This is a genomic window from Tsukamurella serpentis (assembly GCF_054780975.1).
Genome location: NZ_BAAGVH010000004.1, coordinates 93,479 through 109,209, shown reverse-complemented (window position 1 = coordinate 109,209; position 15,731 = coordinate 93,479). Strand labels below are relative to the sequence as shown.

Annotated in this window: 15 protein-coding genes and 1 tRNA gene; 7 read left to right on the top strand and 9 right to left on the bottom strand. The window is 70.0% G+C overall.

Features of this window, described 5'->3' with window-relative positions; all coding sequences use genetic code 11:
* Nucleotides 1-2: 2 nt before the first annotated feature.
* Nucleotides 3-527, bottom strand: coding sequence for a hypothetical protein (locus ACYVHG_RS12305; protein ID WP_461167747.1), 525 nt, complete (start codon nt 525-527; stop codon nt 3-5).
* A gap of 45 nt (nt 528-572) precedes the next feature.
* Here ACYVHG_RS12305 and ACYVHG_RS12300 point away from each other — a divergent pair, with 45 nt between their 5' ends.
* Nucleotides 573-1,637, top strand: coding sequence for a glycosyltransferase family 4 protein (locus ACYVHG_RS12300; RefSeq protein ID WP_461167746.1), 1,065 nt, complete (start codon nt 573-575; stop codon nt 1,635-1,637).
* Between the two features lie 62 nt (nt 1,638-1,699).
* Here the strand turns inward: ACYVHG_RS12300 and ACYVHG_RS12295 are convergent, their stop codons facing one another.
* From ACYVHG_RS12295 to ACYVHG_RS12285, 3 genes are read right to left on the bottom strand one after another with little or no spacing between them, the layout of a single operon-like run.
* Nucleotides 1,700-2,704 (bottom strand): glycosyltransferase, encoded by a 1,005-nt coding sequence (locus ACYVHG_RS12295; protein ID WP_461167895.1) that lies wholly within the window; start codon nt 2,702-2,704, stop codon nt 1,700-1,702.
* Nucleotides 2,705-2,712: 8 nt separating this feature from the next.
* Nucleotides 2,713-4,704, bottom strand: coding sequence for a glycosyltransferase (locus tag ACYVHG_RS12290; protein ID WP_461167745.1), 1,992 nt, complete (start codon nt 4,702-4,704; stop codon nt 2,713-2,715).
* Nucleotides 4,701-6,191: a flippase gene (locus tag ACYVHG_RS12285; protein ID WP_461167744.1), complete on the bottom strand. Its 1,491-nt coding sequence runs from the start codon at nt 6,189-6,191 to the stop codon at nt 4,701-4,703. The genes ACYVHG_RS12290 and ACYVHG_RS12285 overlap by 4 nt, the downstream gene beginning before the upstream one ends.
* Before the next feature lie 62 nt (nt 6,192-6,253).
* Here ACYVHG_RS12285 and ACYVHG_RS12280 point away from each other — a divergent pair, with 62 nt between their 5' ends.
* Complete coding sequence (locus ACYVHG_RS12280; RefSeq protein WP_461167743.1) at nt 6,254-7,300, top strand: glycosyltransferase; 1,047 nt, start codon at nt 6,254-6,256, stop codon at nt 7,298-7,300.
* Here ACYVHG_RS12280 and ACYVHG_RS12275 read toward each other — a convergent pair.
* Together ACYVHG_RS12275 and ACYVHG_RS12270 are read right to left on the bottom strand one after the other, a co-directional pair.
* The gene (locus ACYVHG_RS12275) at nt 7,260-8,057 is read right to left on the bottom strand and encodes a WecB/TagA/CpsF family glycosyltransferase (RefSeq protein ID WP_461167742.1); all 798 of its coding nucleotides are present in this window, start codon (nt 8,055-8,057) and stop codon (nt 7,260-7,262) included. The genes ACYVHG_RS12280 and ACYVHG_RS12275 overlap by 41 nt on opposite strands.
* Complete coding sequence (locus tag ACYVHG_RS12270) at nt 8,054-8,593, bottom strand: GNAT family N-acetyltransferase (RefSeq protein ID WP_461167741.1); 540 nt, start codon at nt 8,591-8,593, stop codon at nt 8,054-8,056. Before ACYVHG_RS12270 ends, ACYVHG_RS12275 begins: the two co-directional genes overlap by 4 nt.
* Before the next feature lie 210 nt (nt 8,594-8,803).
* Here ACYVHG_RS12270 and ACYVHG_RS12265 point away from each other — a divergent pair, with 210 nt between their 5' ends.
* The 3 genes from ACYVHG_RS12265 to ACYVHG_RS12255 are packed head-to-tail and all read left to right on the top strand — an operon-like array spanning nt 8,804 to nt 12,701.
* The gene (locus tag ACYVHG_RS12265) at nt 8,804-9,691 is read left to right on the top strand and encodes a hypothetical protein (RefSeq protein ID WP_461167740.1); all 888 of its coding nucleotides are present in this window, start codon (nt 8,804-8,806) and stop codon (nt 9,689-9,691) included.
* On the top strand, nt 9,688-11,103 hold the full coding sequence (locus ACYVHG_RS12260; protein WP_461167739.1) for an O-antigen ligase family protein: 1,416 nt from the start codon (nt 9,688-9,690) through the stop codon (nt 11,101-11,103). The genes ACYVHG_RS12265 and ACYVHG_RS12260 overlap by 4 nt, the downstream gene beginning before the upstream one ends.
* Nucleotides 11,100-12,701 (top strand): hypothetical protein, encoded by a 1,602-nt coding sequence (locus tag ACYVHG_RS12255; protein WP_461167738.1) that lies wholly within the window; start codon nt 11,100-11,102, stop codon nt 12,699-12,701. The genes ACYVHG_RS12260 and ACYVHG_RS12255 overlap by 4 nt, the downstream gene beginning before the upstream one ends.
* Before the next feature lie 8 nt (nt 12,702-12,709).
* Here ACYVHG_RS12255 and ACYVHG_RS12250 read toward each other — a convergent pair whose 3' ends face one another.
* Nucleotides 12,710-13,345, bottom strand: coding sequence for a response regulator transcription factor (locus tag ACYVHG_RS12250; protein WP_461167737.1), 636 nt, complete (start codon nt 13,343-13,345; stop codon nt 12,710-12,712).
* Between the two features lie 204 nt (nt 13,346-13,549).
* Between ACYVHG_RS12250 and ACYVHG_RS12245 the strand changes: the two genes are divergently transcribed.
* Together ACYVHG_RS12245 and ACYVHG_RS12240 are read left to right on the top strand one after the other, a co-directional pair.
* Nucleotides 13,550-13,867: a GlsB/YeaQ/YmgE family stress response membrane protein gene (locus ACYVHG_RS12245; protein ID WP_461167736.1), complete on the top strand. Its 318-nt coding sequence runs from the start codon at nt 13,550-13,552 to the stop codon at nt 13,865-13,867.
* A gap of 5 nt (nt 13,868-13,872) precedes the next feature.
* Nucleotides 13,873-14,070 (top strand): CsbD family protein, encoded by a 198-nt coding sequence (locus ACYVHG_RS12240; RefSeq protein WP_461167894.1) that lies wholly within the window; start codon nt 13,873-13,875, stop codon nt 14,068-14,070.
* Between the two features lie 46 nt (nt 14,071-14,116).
* Here ACYVHG_RS12240 and ACYVHG_RS12235 read toward each other — a convergent pair whose 3' ends face one another.
* Entirely contained in the window at nt 14,117-15,298 is a 1,182-nt protein-coding gene (locus ACYVHG_RS12235) for an MFS transporter (RefSeq protein ID WP_461167735.1), read from the bottom strand.
* A gap of 350 nt (nt 15,299-15,648) precedes the next feature.
* Nucleotides 15,649-15,731: transfer RNA gene (locus ACYVHG_RS12230), tRNA-Leu, on the bottom strand.

The following is a 15,731-nucleotide window of genomic DNA, read 5'->3' as shown; positions in this document are numbered from 1 at the left end:
CGTCAGCACAGGTGCGTGACCATCCGGGCCGGTCCGCCACCGCGGACCGGCGGGGCCCAGCCCTCGTCGGTCAGTCCGGCCGCCACCAGCGCGCCGCCGAGTTCGTGTTCATCGGGGACGGTGATCGCGATGCGGCGCAGGTCGGGCTGGGCGTGCGCGAGTCGCAGCGCCGCGGCGTGCAGCGGTGACGCCGCGCGGCGGTCCAGATCTCCGGTCAGGTGCAGTTCCGCGGTGGCGGTTCCGCGGTCCACCCGGCACAGTGCGACGGCACCCCGCCCGTGGGTCTGGTCGATCGCGAAAGCGGTGAGGGCGCCGTCGTGCAGGTCGCGGCGCGATGCGCCCCGGTCCAGACCGAGCATGGTCGCGACCGTGATCGCCGCGTCCGGGCCGAGGACCGTCAGGCGGGTGCCGTCGGCCTCGATCCGCAGAGTGGGGTCGATCGCGTGCGTGGCGGGCCGCAGCCGTCGGCGCAGTTCCCGCCGCACGCGCCGCACCCGGATGTGTGCGGCTGCCAGTACGAGGGGCATCAGGGTACTGCTCGGCCGAACGCTCACAGGGGATAGTCTATATGTGTGACTGCAAAGACGCGGGTGCTTGTGGTCGGTCCGGCACCACCGGGCCGCACCAGTCGCGGCGGGATGGCAACGGTGATCGGCCACATGGCGGCACATCCCGGTCCGTCGGTCCGGATCCGGCTGCTCACCACCTACGTCGATGCCGCACCGTGGACGCGGCTGACCACCGGTCTGCGCGGGATGCTCCGTGGGATGTGTGCGCTCGCTCGCCGCGAGGTGGACGTGGTGCACGTGCACCTCTCGCACGGCGGCAGTGTGGTTCGCAAGTCCCCGATCCTGTGGACGGCGCGGCTGCGCGGCGTGCCCGCGGTGGTGCACGGCCACAGCTACGACTTCGCCGGGTGGGTCGCCTCCCTGCCGCGGGCCGCCCGGCCGGTGGTGCGGTGGGCACTGCCCGCGGACCGGTGGCTGGTGCTCGGCTCCCGGCTCGCCGCCGAGTACGCGCAGGCCCTGCGGCTCGCGCCGGACCGGATCGAGGTGCTCTACAACCCGGTCCCGCCCGCTCTCCCGGCCCTGCCCACCGGGGGCCGGATCGACGTGGTGGCCCTGGGCAGGTTGGGCCGGCGCAAGGGCAGCTACGACCTGATCGACGCCGTGGCCGCACTCGATCCCGCACTGCGCGCACGCATGCATCTGACGCTCGCCGGCGACGGCGAGGTCGAGCGGGTCAGGGCCGCGGCGAGCGCTCTCGGTGGCGCGGTCACCGTCCGCGACTGGCTCACCCCGGCCGAGCGCGACGAACTCCTCTCCACCGCCACGGTGTTCGCGCTGCCCAGCTACGAGGAGGGCCTGCCCATGGCCCTGTTGGAGGCGATGGCCGCGGGACTGGTGCCGCTCACCAGCCCGGTCGGGGGGATTCCGGAGGCGATCACCGACGGTGCCGACGGGCTGCTGGTGCCTCCGGGTGACGTTCCCGCGCTCACCGCTGCCCTGGCTCGGATCATCACCGAGCCGCAGTTGCGGGCCCGGTTGTCCGACGGTGCCCGGCTGCGCGCCGCGGATTTCGACATCGCCGATTGGTACGCCCGGCTCGGCGAGATCTGGCGCACCGCCGCGCGGTGAGCGCTCAGCGCGCCGCAGACCGGGCGGCGGGCCGCTCAGCGCGCCGGGCCGGCGGGCGGGTTCTACGAAAGAGCAGCGGACAGGACAAGGTCCAATGCGGCACCGGCGACCGGCGCCGCATGACGGTCGAGGTAGTGCTCGCGGGCGGCCGCACCGCGCCGCGCCGCCAGCTCGGGGTCGGCGAGCCGATCGAACGCGGCCGCCAGGCCCGCGACGTCGTCGACGCCGATCGCCGACTCCCCCGGCGGCTGGAACTGCGGCAGCGCCCCCTCCGGTGAGACGATCGGCACCACCGCGAGCTGCATGGACAGCACCTGCACACCGCTCTGCGAGGCACGCCGGTAGTGGGCCACCGAGCCCTTCGCCGCCGCCAGCACCGGGAGCACGTCCGCATACGAGTACGGTCCGCGGCGCCACTGCACGGCGTCACCGAGGGCGCGGTCCGGGCCGTCACCGATCAGCACCAGTTCGTCGCCGCGCCAGCCCGGTCCCTCGATGTGGCGCCGCCAGGCGCGCAGGGTGACGTCGAGGTTCTTGTAGTCGCTGAGCCGGCCCACCGCCACGAAGTTCCGGCGGCCCACGGCCGGTACCGGCGCGGGAACCAGGGCCTCGTCGAGGTCACTGGTCAGCGGTATCACCGCATCGGCGCCGACTGCGCGCGCCACGTACTCACTGAAGCCGGCCGTCACCGTCGACGATGCCCGCCACCGACCGAACAGTGCGCGCTCCCAGCCGGGCAATTCCTCCTCCGCGCCGTGCGGGCGGTCGTCATGCACCAGGTCCACCCGGGGAACCCTTCCAGCGAAGGCCGTCCACCGCGGATCCCGCACCAGCTCGGTGACCACCACATCGGGCCGGAAGGCTCGCACCCGGCGCAGTTCTCCGGCGAACTCCGGCCAGGTGGCGAGGGTCTTCGGGGCGGGCCGCAGGACCCGCTCGTAGGGGCGCGCGGCGTCGGACTCGGGGTGCTGGTCCGAGGTGATCAGCCGGACCTGCCAGCCCGCGCCGAGCAACTGCTCGCAGTGCACCCGGGCGAGCGGGCGCATCCACGGGGAGAGCCACAGCACCCGGCCGGTCATCGGCGCACCGCCTCGAACGCCACCTGGTAGGCATCGGCCATCGCTTCGACCGTGTACTGGCGGCTCATCCGCTCGAAACCGCGTTCGCCGAGCTCGTTCCACCGCTGCGTGTGGCTGAGCATCCGCCGCAGCGCCTCCCGCCAGCCGTCGACGGTGATGTCGGTGACCAGAGTGCCGGCGCGGCCGTCGTCGAGCATGTCCGGGACCGCGCACACCGCCGACGCGATCACCGGGATCCGTCGCGCCATCGCCTCCAGGATCACCATCGGGAATGCCTCGGATCCGCTGGGCACGCACAGCAGATCCGCCTGCGCGAGGGCCTGATCCGGCCCGGGCGACCAGCCCCGCCAGCGCACCCGCCCGGCGAGCTCGGGCGGGGTGAGCGCTTCGAGCCGCTGCCGGTCCGGGCCGTCGCCGAAGATGTCGAGTTCCCAGTCCAGTTCGGTGAGCCCGGCGAGGGCCTGAACCAGCAGGTGCGGGTTCTTGTGTTCGACGATCCGGGACAGCATCACCAGCCGCGGTGGTGTGCCCACCGGTGGCCGCGGCGCACCGATCGGCCGGCCGGCCCGCGCGACCCCGTTCGGCGCGGTGAACGTGGCGGCCGCGGTCGCGTGGTGCGCATGCACCTGGTCCCGGTGTGCCGGAGAGAGCGCGACGAAACCGTCCGCACGGCGCATGGCGGCGGCCAGCGGCGCGGAGTAGGTCGGGCCGTCGACCTGCGGCGGTATGTGCGCGGCCACCAGCCAACTGCGACGGCGTCCGGCGCACCGCCACAGACTCGCGAAGCCGGTCTCGGTATTGGTGTCGCCGCTGATCAGCACCGTCGGACCGGGCGGGAGGTCGAGCAGCGGCCCCCACCAGGGTTGACGCACCACGCGCACCCCGGGCGGTGTCTCGGCGATCAGCGGGCCGAAGCGTTGCAGACAGACCACGGTTACGTCGTGGCCGCGGCGGTGCAGTTCACCGGCGAGGACCAGGTGGTGGCGTTCGGCGCCACCGAAGACCAGCCGGTTCACGGTGATCACCACGTTCGGCGGGCGGTTCTCGGCATCGGTGACCGCTCGGGACCTCCGGGCGCTCCGGTCCCGGCGCTTGCTGCGCTGCAGCCGGTCCAGCAGCGAGTTCCCCAGGAGGAAGGCGCCAGCAGCGCGCGGACCTCCGTCGTGCTCGATGTTCAGGGCGACGTTCGCGCGCAGCAGGTCCGCCGACCGTTGCCAGGCGACGGCATCGTCGCGGACGGTGCCGTGCCCGGAATGCTCCACGCCCGCATCGTCGGTTAGTCGCAGCGTCCAGCCGCTGCTCCGGGCCCGGGCCTGCCAGTCGGTCTCCTCACCGTAGAGGAAGAACTCCTCGTCGAAGGGTCCCAGAGCCTCCCAGGCGTCACGGCTGATCGCCAGGCACGCGCCGGTGAGGTAGCCGCCGACCTCTCCGGGTGCGGCGGCGTAGAGATCCGAGAAGGGTGTGCCGCGCAGCTTTTCGGCGTACCCGGCGTGCGAGATCAGGGCACGCACCACACCGCGGTGCCGGTGCGCCACGTCCCAGGGCCGGCGGTCACCGGTCCCGTCCTGCCGGTCGTGGACCGGCGGTGCCGCCGCGGCGACCCCCGGGCGGCGCAGTGCGCCGCGCGTGGATTCCAGTCCGCCGAGGAGCACGGCGTCTGGATTGAGCAGCAGCAGATCGTGATCGGGCACCTGTTCGGCGAGCCGGTTGACTCCGGCGGCGAAGCCGAGGTTCTTCCCGTTGCCGTGCCAGCGGGCGGAGGGGAAACCTGCCCGGACGGCGTCGATGCCCGGGTAGTCGGGACCGGAGTTGTCCCACACCAGGATCGGAGCGGCCGGTAGGTGCTCGCGCACCGAAGCCAGGCACCGGCGCAGGTCGTCCGGGTTCCGGTACGCCACGACCAGTACGGCGATGTCCCGGTGAGTCGGTTCGGCCGGCGGGGGCGCGGTGCGCGGGCCACCGTCGAGTTGTTCGCGGTCGATGATCATCGGTCGCTCCGTCCGGGGTTCGTGGTTCCGACCGCGTCCGCGGACACCGTCGGGGAGACGCTCGGGCGCAGTAGCCTCCGGGCATCGCGCGCCCGGACCGGCCCCAGCAGCTGGTTGACCAGCACGTACGCGACGGCCGCTGCGACGCCCACCACCAGCACCGGTAGGTTCTCGCCGAGCGCGCACAGCGCTACCGCGGCCGCCACCGAGGGCATCAGCCGCAGGGCGAATCCCCACGGGGTGCGGTACGGCGTGCGGGCGGTGAGCCGCCACGTGGCGACGGTGAAACCGAGGAGTTCACTGGCGACCAGGGCCGCGGCCGCGCCCTCGGCCCCGAACATCGGGATCAGTGCCAGGTTCAGGGCGATGTTCACCAGCAGGCTGACGATGTTCAGGCGCAGCAGGAAGACCTGGTCGTGCGCGGCGAACAGGGCCTGGCTCAGCGTGCCGGTGATGAGGCGGATGGCGACCGCCACGAACAGCAGGCCGAGCGTGGTTCCTCCGGAGGCGACGAACTCCGTCGAACCCAGCAGTTCCACCAGACCCGGGCCGAGGAGCATTCCCACCGCGGCCATCGGTGCGCCCACGAAGATCATCGCCTGCATGCTGCGCTCGGTGAACCGGGCGAATACGGCCGGCGCGGAGGCGTACAGGTTCGTCATGGTCGACAGGGTCGACGACAGGAAGACGGTGGAGATCACCGTGACGTTGAAGGCCACGGTGTACGCCAGTCCGTAGGCACCGGTCTGTTCCGGTGTGCTGAGCACCGAGAGCAGCACACCGTCGGAACGCCAGTACAGGGCGGCGATGATCAGCACACCGGTCTGCGGCAGGCTCTCGCGCACCAGGTCCCAACTCTCGCGGGCGGAGAAGATCGGACGCAGGCCCACCACGCGCCGCGCCACCGCGCCCTGGATCAGCAGCACCAGCAGCGGAGGGATCACCTGAACCGCGGCGAACCAGTACACCTGCGCGCCGATGTGCACCAGGGCGACGGTGCCGGCGAAGGAGACGATCCGGCCCAACAGGTCCGACGCGGCGACCGCGGCGAAACGCACGTCGGTCACGAACACCGGCTGGAAGCAGCTGCTCAGCGTGGTGAGAACCAGGCCGGCGCTGATGATCGCGATCATCATGACCAGCACCGGCTCACTGCGATGCAGCAGCCAGCCGGTGAACACCGTGAGCGCGCCGAGCGGCAGGCAGTACGCCAGGGAGAGACCGCCGTTCACCCGGACCAGCCGGGAGAGTTCGGCGGAGCCGCTGGTGACCCGCCGCACGATCACCGAGCCGATTCCCAGTTCGGTGAGACTCGTCCACAGACCGACGAACATGATCGCGGCGGTCAGGAGGCCGTACTGCTGCGGACCCAGGTACCGGATGGTCAGAGCGACGGTTCCGATCGACGCCACCAGTCCCAGGACCCGAGCGACCATCTGCATGCTGAAGGCGTGCGCGATCCGGCGGGCGGAGGCACGTCCACGCAATGTAGGTTCATCATCAGAGCCGATCGCAACAGGGTCGGTCGCAACCGGGTGAGGAGGATCCGATGCGGGTGGAGGTTCCGCTCGCGGGGGGATTGTGCCCTGCGGATTGGGCGGTGCGGCACCGCGCCGGCGAGGTTCCTGATCGGTCACCGTACGGTCTCCATCGTCTCGCCGATCACGGCATCGACCTGCGATTCGCCGCACCGGCGGCGTGTGACCGATCGCGCCTGACGGCACGCGTGGCCCGATCGGTCCGGCACCGGACCGGCGGCTACGAGCTGATCGAGACGCTCGGCGCGCGCTCCGTCGCCGACGCGGTGCTGGCGTACGACGAGCGCACCGGGGTGCCGGCGATGCTGCGGGATCGTGCCCCCGTCGCGGCCGGGATCGGCTGGCTGACCACCCGTCGCGCAGCCGGCCGGCTGCACGAGCTGCTGGCCCGGCGGGCGCTGCCCCGCGCCGCGGCGGTGTGGTCGCAGTGCTCGGCGGTGCTGCCGCTGATGGCGAAGGAGTGGGGCGTCGCCGCGCACCGGCTGCATTTCGTCCCCCTCGGTATCGACACCGACTTCTACCCGGAGCAGCCACTGCCGGAGACTCCGCTGACCGTGATGAGCGCCGGCGAAGACCGCTACCGCGATCACGCGACCCTGGTGCGTGCGGTATCGGCGGTCGCCCGGCGAATCCCCGGCACCTGCCTGGAGTTGGCCTCCAGCCTGCCCTTCGAGGCGCCTGCCGGCCTGGTCACCGTGCACACCGAACGACTCAACGGACGCATCCGGGAACTGTACGCACGGGCCGCGGTGGTGGCGATCGCACTGCGCCCGACGGTGACCGGCTCCGGCCTCACGGTGGTTCTCGAGGCGATGGCCAGCGGCCGCCCGGTGGTGGTGACCGACAATCCCGGCGTCAGTGACTACGTTCAGCACGGCGTGACCGGCCTGCTGGTGCCACCCGGTGATGTCGATGCCCTGGCCACCGCGATCGAGTCGCTGCTCGTCGACCAGGACATGCGGGTGGAGATGGGACGCCGGGCAGCGGCGGCAGCGCGGTCCCGGTTCACCTCCGAACTCATGGCCGCTCACTTGGCAGCGGTGCTTCGGGCCATGTGACCTCGGCGAGCGTGGCCTGCCGCAGCCGCAGCAGGGCGGGAGGGCCCTGCACCAGATAGCGACGGGCCAGCCGGCGCGGCTCGGCGATCAACCGGAAGAGCCATTCGGCACCGGCACGCCGCCAGCTCTCCGGAGCGCGCTCGACGGTGCCCGCCAGGAAGTCGGCCGCCGCCCCGAAGGGCAACAGGACCTCGGCGCCGGTCGCGGGCCCGAGTTGGTCGATCCACTGCTCCTGACGGGGCTTGCCCAGACCCACGACGAGCACCGTCGGCGCCGCGGCACGGATCTCCTCGAGCAGGGCGGCGCGGGCCGCCGGATCCTCGATCTCGGAACGGTCCGGGGCCCAGAAGCCGGCGATGACGAGGTCCGGGCTCAGCTCTCCCAACACCGCGACCAGCTGCTCGTGCATCTCGGCGGTGCCGCCGACGAAGCCGATCCGCCAGCCGTGTTCCGCTGCGGCGAGAACCAGCACGGGGAGCAGATCGGCGCCGGTCACCCGGGGCCAGGCGGCGCGGGCCAGCACGGCACCGCGGCGGGCGACCGGAGCACCGTCGGCCACCGACAACCACTCGACATCGGTACCGAGCCGGCTGCGTCCGGCTCGGAAGTGGTGCAGGTGGTCGACGTTGATCGAGCACACGCCCAGCGGCCGGTCGCCGCCTTCGTCGATCCGCAGCCGGATCCGGCCGATCACCTCCGACGGTGACACCCGGACCACCGGCCCGCTCTCCAGGAGCAATGCTGTGCGCTTACTCATCGCGCCACCGCCGCCAGGGCGTCCCGCACCGCGGGATCGTTCTCCAGCACCCACAGGTCGTGATCCGCGGGGGCACCGTCGTAGACGCGCAGCGCGCGTCGTCCGGCCCGGCGGGTCCAGCCCATGCGGTGCAGCGCGCGACCGGGAGCGGGGTTGACCATCGCGACCGGTCCCACCACGCGCTCCAGTTCCAGCGGACCGGTGAAGGCCCGCAGAACCAGGTTCGACGCCGCCCACGGCACCACGGACGGGTCCTCCGCGATGCACCAGGCGAAGAACTCCCCGGAGCGGGTGACCGGGTCCACCGCACAGATCCCCATCGACCCCACCACCCGCTCCGCCCCCTCGCGCTGCTCCACCACGACGGACGGCAGCGCCGTACCCGCGCGTGCGCCATCGCGCATCGCGCCGAGCCATTCGACCCAGGCCTGCGGAGAGCTCTGCGCCGCCCAGTCCCGCTCGGACGAGCCGAAAGCGGGCGCCAGGTGCTCACGGTTGTCCAGGCGCGCATCGCGCCAGGTGGAGTAGTCACTCATCACCGGTGTGCGCACGCTGAACCAGGTGCCGCCGACCATACGCGGCTCGGCCAGGAGCGTGCTTTCACGGCGTCTGGGACGTGCGATATCAGTTCTCACAAGTTCATAGTATGGTCAATCCCTGGATTCTCGTTATTGCAATGCCACACAGTGATGTGTTGCCCTTGCCGGTGCACACGCGGGCCGCCGCAGCGAATGGAGACGAAGCGGATGAATGTTCTGGAGTTCTTCCGGTGGGCTCTCCGCAAGCCGGTGATCATCGTCATCGTGCTGGTCTGCGCGCTGCTCGGCGCGGTGCAGGGGTACCGCTCGACGACCAGCACCTTCGAGACCGCCGGTGCCGTCGTGGTGATTCCGCCGGGTGCCGGCAACACCGACGCGGGCCTGAATCCGTTCGTCAACCTCTCGCAGGGCACAGCGCAGATCGCGAACATCCTGGCCACCGGCGCGCAGTCCGATCAAGCCCGCGAAGCCGTGGCGAAGACCGGCGCCTCGGCCGAGTACGTGATCACCTCGATGGCCGGCGAGGGCAGTGTCGCGCAGCTGTCCTCTCAGATCACGTTCGTGGTCTCCGGTCCCGATCAGTGGAAGTCCAAGGCCGGCGCTATCGCGTTGATCGATCACATGCGGGCGCAGCTGCGATCGATGCAGCAGGACGCCGGCGTCGTCGACGGCACGATGGCCGATCTGCGGGTGCCCACCGAACCCAGCCCCGGTACCGAGGTCGGGGGCAATCCACTGCGGGCGGCCGTGGGCCTGGCGATGGGCGCCGCCCTGCTCGCCCTGCTGCTGTGCCTGGTGGTCACCGCCGTCCTGGAATCCCGCCGCCGCCGGACCGAGGGTGCCGAGCGATCCGGCTCCTCCGGCGCGGCCGGCCCGATGCTCGATGACGAGGAGCCGAGCGGACCGTTGGCGGGTCTTGCACGCCGACTGCCGAGCCGTGTCGAACCGGGACCCAAGCCTCCGGGCCGGGCCGCGCAGCGGGCGCTGACCAGGTGGCGCGAACACGTCGAGGAGGTCCCGGAGGATTCGGAGATCCCGCTCCCGGATCCGGACGCCGAGAACGCCGCAGAAGGCGCCGCCGGCATCCGGCGATGACGATCCCGGGCACCGGGGCTGCGCGTAGCAGCGCCTCAGCGGCATCGTCGAGGCCCGCACCGTCGACCGGCCTGTGGACGCGGGTGACGGCATTCGATCTGCCCGGGCGGGCGGAACCGCTCGGCGGTCCTGCCGCGGCCCTCCTCGGCGGTACCGGGTTCTTCCTGCTGTCGATGCGGCAGACCTTCACCCTGCCCGGCACGTACGGGCTGAGCCTGTCTCAGACGTTGTTCGCCTGCGCCGCGTTCCTCTGGCTGGCGACGATCCTCACCGGACACACCCGGCTCGTGCCCGACCGCGCCGTCGTGATCGCGGTGCTCTCCTACGTGACCGCCTCAGTGCTGTCCTTCGCGGCAGCGATGCAGCGCGGTATGCCCGCGGTGGCGCAGGGTCCGGCGGACCGGTACGTGATCGTGGACCTGACCCTGCTGGGCCTGGTGCTGTTCATCCTCACCGTGGTCCGCTCCGCGAACGGACTGCGCACGATGCTCAGCGGACTGGTGCTGGGCGGCGCGCTGTCGGCCACGTTCGCCGTGGTCATGGTGGGAACCGGCGTCGATCTGGCGGCCCGGTTCCGGCTGCCCGGACTCAACACCAGTGACTACCTGCTCGTGAAGAACCTCCTGCGCGAGGGCATCTCGCGACCGCAGGGCAGTGCCGGTCATCCGCTCGAACTCAGCGCGGTGCTCACGGTTCTCATCCCGCTCGCTCTGGCACTGATGCTGGAAGCCGCTCGCCGCCGCAGCCCCGTGGTGTGGCTGTGGGCCGGGTGCCTGACGGTCCTCGGACTCGGAGCGATGCTGACGATCTCGCGCTCCGCGGTGATCGGTACGGCCGCGGCGGTGCTGGTGATGTGCTGGCGCTGGCCGATTCAGCGGATCGCTGCGATCGTGACGATCGTGGGGGTGGTGCTCGGCCTGGGTGTGGTTCTGAAAGTGCAACTGATCGATGCGATGGTGCAGACCTTCCTCGGCGCGAGAACGGACTCGTCGATCGAGTCCCGCCGGATCGGTCTGGAGTACGCGAGTTCCCAGTTCTGGAAGCAACCGTGGCTCGGACAGGGCGTGGGCGCCTATCCGGCGCTCAAACAGCCGGTACTCGACAATCAGTACCTCTCGCGGTTGATGGAGTCCGGTGCGATCGGACTGGTCACGTTCGTCGTGGTGTTGGTGGTCGCCTTCGTACTGGCGGTGCGGTCTTCGGCCGCGAAGGACCCGTCGACGGCCGAACTCGGCAGCGGGATCTCCGGCGCGGTCGCGGCGGTGATCGTGATCTCACTCATCCTGGACACCTCCGGGTTCATTCAGATCTGGTACCTCACCTGGCTGCTGGTGGCCTCGGCGGCGGTGGCGCATCGGCTCGGGCGGGACGACGGTGCCGCGGACGGCGCTGCTGCGGGTGGTGTCCGATGAGGCGATTCGGCGCGCTCCTGGTGATCGTGCTGCTCGCCGCCGCCGGATGCGGCGGGACTCTCGTACCGCAGCCGCGCACCGTCGGCTATGAGGTGCCCGATCTGGTCAATCCGATGCGCGGGCAGTACGACAACCTCGGGTTCGGCCTGTTCCCGCAGGCCAGCGAGCCGAACAAGGGACGTCCGGCGTGGCCGGGAACCAGATTCACCGGAGTGCGGCTTCCCTGGCGTGCGCTGCAGCCCAAGGATCCGCGGACCGTCGCCGCGGACGCACCCGCGAGCGAGCGGTACGACTTCTCCGCGCTCGACTCCTTGATCGCCGCAGCCGGCGCCCAAGGCCGGCAGTTCGGCCTGCGGGTGACCGCATTCGAGTCCTGTTGCGAACCGGTTCGTTCCGGTCAGACGGTGATCGCGGTGCCGGACTGGTTGCGCACCGTCGCGGGCGCCACCGTCACCCGGGTGGTCGACGGGGTGACCTACGTGCTCCCGGACTGGAACAACCCCGTCTACCTGACCGAGTTCATCGGCCTGATCGCCGCACTCGGGCAACGGTACGACCGGGACGAACGTCTCGGGGTGTTCGAGATGTCGGGGTACGGAGACTTCAGCGAGAACCACGTGGCTTTCGCGCGGGACACCCTGCAGATGCCCGGTCCGTCCCCGGAGCGCAGTATCGCGGAGCTCGGGTACTTCAGCCAGTACCGCGACCAGTACATCACCCGCGCCTCGGCGCAGTCACTGGTCGATGCCACGCTGCGTGCCTTCCGGTCCACCCGGATCGTCTCCACCATGGGCAACCCCGCGATCGCGGGCATGCTCCTGCGGGACAGTCCCGAGCTGCCCGGATTGCGCCGGCCGGTCGGGGTCCGATCGGATGCGCTGGGGGCACTACCGGTGATGCCCGCTTGGGCGGAGAACGAGTGGTCGCAGTACGTGCAGGCGGGGGATCCGCTGATCGCGCTGCTCGCCGACCGCTATCGCACCGCGCCCGTCATCACCGAGTGGCCCCCGCAGTTGCTGAGCGGGGGAACGGAACTCGACTACTACCGGCGCGGCCTGCTCGACGTGGTGAACTCCCACGTATCGATGGTCTCCAGCACCGGCTTCCCGGCACAGAGCCGGCCCGAGGTGATGACCGACGAACAGTACGAACTGTGGCGCCGGGCCACCACCTACTCCGGTTATCGGTACTCGGTGACCGGTGCCGCCGTCATCGACGATGGAGCGGGCCTGCGGGCCGAGGTGCATTGGGCGAACCAGGGTTCGGCACCCACCTACGATCAGTGGAAGGTGCGGTACGAGGTGGTCACCGAATCCGGGGACCGTGTGGCGCAGGTCGACGGGGCTCCCCCGCTGCGCGACCTGTTCTCCACGCTGCCGTACTCCGACATCGGCGTCGCCCCGGCCGCCGCACTGGCGACGGAGACCGTGCGGCTGCCGGCGTTGCGGCCGGGCCGGTACATGCTGCGGGTGATCGTCGGCTGGGACGAGCACAAGCCCGATGCCGTCAATCCGATGGACATGGGACCGATGGAACTCGCGATGCAGGGTCGCGGTACCGACGGGGGCTACTCCGCGGCCTGGTTCGAGGTGCGCTGAGCCGCTGGTCAGTCCCTGATCCGGCCCCGGTCCGGGAGGAAGCCGTGATCGACTCCCCACAGGATGGCCTGCGGTCGAGTGGTCACGCCGATCCTGCGGTAGCAGGACCTGATGTAGGTCTTGACGGAGTTGATCGACAATCCGGCGTGCTCGGCGACTTCGATGTTGCTCATCCCCTGGGTGATCAGTGCGAGCACCTCGGATTCGCGTTGGGTCAGGCCCTCCTCGCGTCCGGGCCAATCACCGGCCATCACACGGCGCCGTCGCACGCCCACGTGCACCGCCTGCTCGCCTCGGTGGATCGATTCGATGGCACCCACCAACTCGGACGCGGGGAGACCCTTGGCGATGTACCCGCTGGCTCCGTTGTCGAGAACCGAGTCGATCTGACTGGGGTTCAGATCCCAGGAATAGACAACGACTTTCGAGATCGACGGGTTGCGAGAGAGCCGGCGCACCTCGGCGGTATCACTCTGCGGGTTGGCGTACGAATCGTAGAGCGCGATGTCGACTGATTCGTTCACTGCGGTGTTCACCACCATTTCGACGACCTCGATCTGATCGGTGTAGGCGCGCAACATTCCCGCCACCCCGAGAACCACCACTTCGTAGTCATCGACGACTGCCACTCGGATTGGTCTCACCAGGTCATCGTACCGACGGCCGCTTCACCCCTAGGGGTGAATACAACCCGGTCGGGGTGGTGTACCACTTGGGTAAGCAGAGGTTCGGCGTCGATGAATCACTACTCACAGCCTGCCGCATACCGAAGCCCAGAGCGGGAGACGCTGACGCAGCGAGGACTGGAATTCGCTGTGTGAGTGCCTGACTGGAGAAAGGCGTGTGGAATGACCTTGTCGCTCAGCATTATCGGGTGGATCGTCTTCGGTGCGATCGCCGGTTGGCTCGCGTCGAATCTGACGAACACCGATGCGCAGCAGGGTCTCGTGCTCAACATCTTCGTGGGTGTGGTCGGTGGAGTTCTCGGCGGCTTCGTACTGCACCTGTTCGGTGTCGAGACCACCAGCGGCCGTTGGGTGTTCAGCTTCCTGACGTGTCTCGCCGGCGCTTGCACTCTGCTTTTCATCGTCACCCGTATCGCCGGCGGCCCGTGGCCGCGCAGCGAACCGCAGACCATCTCCGAACACACAACCCGAAGGGAATGATCGACATGGGAATCGGCGACAAGTTCACGAACAAGGCCGAGGAGCTCAAGGGCCGCGCCAAGGAGACCGCAGGGTCCGCCACCGGCGATGACGGCCTCAAGAACGAGGGCAAGGCCGATCAGGCCAGTTCCGGCGTGAAGCAGAAGGTCGAGGACGTCAAGGACAAGGCCAACGAGGTGGTCGGCAAGATCACCGGCGACTGACCCGGCGCCGCGAACCCGGTGGCGCGCCGCCGGTCACAAGACGGCTTCACCGGTCGCGGGAACGGGCGGTCTCGCGCAATCGCAGCGAGATCCCCGCTCCCGCGATCGCTGCTGCGCAGCCGATCCCGAACAGCGAGATCGTCGTCGGCAACCCGATCACCACGGAGACCGATCCGATCAGTGGCGGGCCGGCCAGGTTGGCCGTGTAGCCGATCGCGCTCACCGCCGCGGTCGCTGAGGCAGGCCCTGTCGCACGCTCGGTCGCGACGCTGATCGCAAGTGGGAAGACCGGGCCGAGAACGAGACCCGCGATGACGATCCCGACGTACCCGGCGACCCACCCGGGAATGAGCACTCCGACGGACGTACCCACCGCCGAGCCGATGGCGACGACGACCAGGTATCGCAGACGTCCGAGGCGCGGAACGATCCAGTCGCCCACCGAGCGAGAGACGAACATCGCCAGGCTGAAGGCGACCACCACCGTCGAGCCCACCGTTGTGCCTGCACCGAGATCACGTGAGACCACCAGCGCGGCCCAGTCCGTCAGCAGTCCTTCCAATAGCAGACCGGCGATCGCGAGCGCTGCGACGGCGAAGGTGATCACCCGACCCATCGGCGTTCTCGGCGCGGCCCTTCGTCGTGCCTGTGCCGGAATGCGCGGCAGGTGCCCACCTGCGACGAAGAGCAGAACGAGGAGGACTCCCGATACTGCGAGGAAGTGCGTCTGGACGGGGATGCCGGCGATCGTCGCCGCAGCCCCTCCGGCTGCTCCGGCGAGCACACCCAGGCTGTATCCGCCGTGCAGGCGTGAGATGACGGGCCCCGATCTCCGCTGATTCTGGAAGGCGATGGCGGCAGTGTTCATCGAGACGTCCAGAACGCCCGCAGCCGTCCCCAACAGCGCCAGGACCAGCCCCAGCTGCAACGCGGTGGTCGCGGATCCGACCAATACCAGCGCGGACGCGAAAGCCGAAGCCGAGGCCAAGCACATCGTTGTGCTGTCGTCTGTGCGGAGCCAGTGCCCGGCTACGAGCAGCGCTGGGACCGATCCGGCGGCGACGCCGAACAGTGCAGCGCCCAGCTCGACGTCAGAGGGGTCCAAACGGTACGCGACTTCCGGGATGCGTGGCGCCCAGCTCGATAAGACGGCGCCGTTGAGGAAGAACACCGCCCACAATGCTGCTACGGGGAACCTGGGACGTTCGGGAACACAGACTCGGAACATGCGGCCTCATGGCCGCCCTGCCGGGAACAGGAACCCCATCCCCGGACGGAACAGGAACGAGTGCGCCGTACACGGCGCATCACCACCACATCACTGAGCCGGGATTCACGCAACAGTGCCCGCCCGGCGACCGTTCTCACCGAGTCCGGTATGGACCCGAAAGGCCTGCCCTCAACCCCGGGAAGCCGCAGCCTCCCAGACAGCGAACTGGTTCACGACGAATATCGCGACCGCCCGACCGACGAGTTGCCACCGCGGGAGTACGAATGCCCGCATTCCGAAACGAACGAAAAACCCCGGGCCGTGGATTCACGACCCGGGGTTATGGAGTCCTTGTGGACTCCGTGCGGTGGGCGAAGGGGGACTTGAACCCCCACGTCCCGAAGGACACTGGCACCTGAAGCCAGCGCGTCTGCCATTCCGCCACTCGCCC

What these genes read in the sequence shown, in the direction of transcription:
- ACYVHG_RS12280 (WP_461167743.1), top strand. Translation starts at nt 6,254, where the DNA reads ATGCGGGTGGAGGTTCCGCTCGCGGGGGGATTGTGCCCTGCGGATTGG.
- ACYVHG_RS12305 (WP_461167747.1), bottom strand. Translation starts at nt 527, where the DNA reads ATGCCCCTCGTACTGGCAGCCGCACACATCCGGGTGCGGCGCGTGCGG.
- ACYVHG_RS12245 (WP_461167736.1), top strand. Translation starts at nt 13,550, where the DNA reads ATGACCTTGTCGCTCAGCATTATCGGGTGGATCGTCTTCGGTGCGATC.
- ACYVHG_RS12240 (WP_461167894.1), top strand. Translation starts at nt 13,873, where the DNA reads ATGGGAATCGGCGACAAGTTCACGAACAAGGCCGAGGAGCTCAAGGGC.
- ACYVHG_RS12255 (WP_461167738.1), top strand. Translation starts at nt 11,100, where the DNA reads ATGAGGCGATTCGGCGCGCTCCTGGTGATCGTGCTGCTCGCCGCCGCC.
- ACYVHG_RS12235 (WP_461167735.1), bottom strand. Translation starts at nt 15,298, where the DNA reads ATGTTCCGAGTCTGTGTTCCCGAACGTCCCAGGTTCCCCGTAGCAGCA.
- ACYVHG_RS12275 (WP_461167742.1), bottom strand. Translation starts at nt 8,057, where the DNA reads ATGAGTAAGCGCACAGCATTGCTCCTGGAGAGCGGGCCGGTGGTCCGG.
- ACYVHG_RS12265 (WP_461167740.1), top strand. Translation starts at nt 8,804, where the DNA reads ATGAATGTTCTGGAGTTCTTCCGGTGGGCTCTCCGCAAGCCGGTGATC.
- ACYVHG_RS12270 (WP_461167741.1), bottom strand. Translation starts at nt 8,593, where the DNA reads ATGAGTGACTACTCCACCTGGCGCGATGCGCGCCTGGACAACCGTGAG.
- ACYVHG_RS12290 (WP_461167745.1), bottom strand. Translation starts at nt 4,704, where the DNA reads ATGATCATCGACCGCGAACAACTCGACGGTGGCCCGCGCACCGCGCCC.
- ACYVHG_RS12260 (WP_461167739.1), top strand. Translation starts at nt 9,688, where the DNA reads ATGACGATCCCGGGCACCGGGGCTGCGCGTAGCAGCGCCTCAGCGGCA.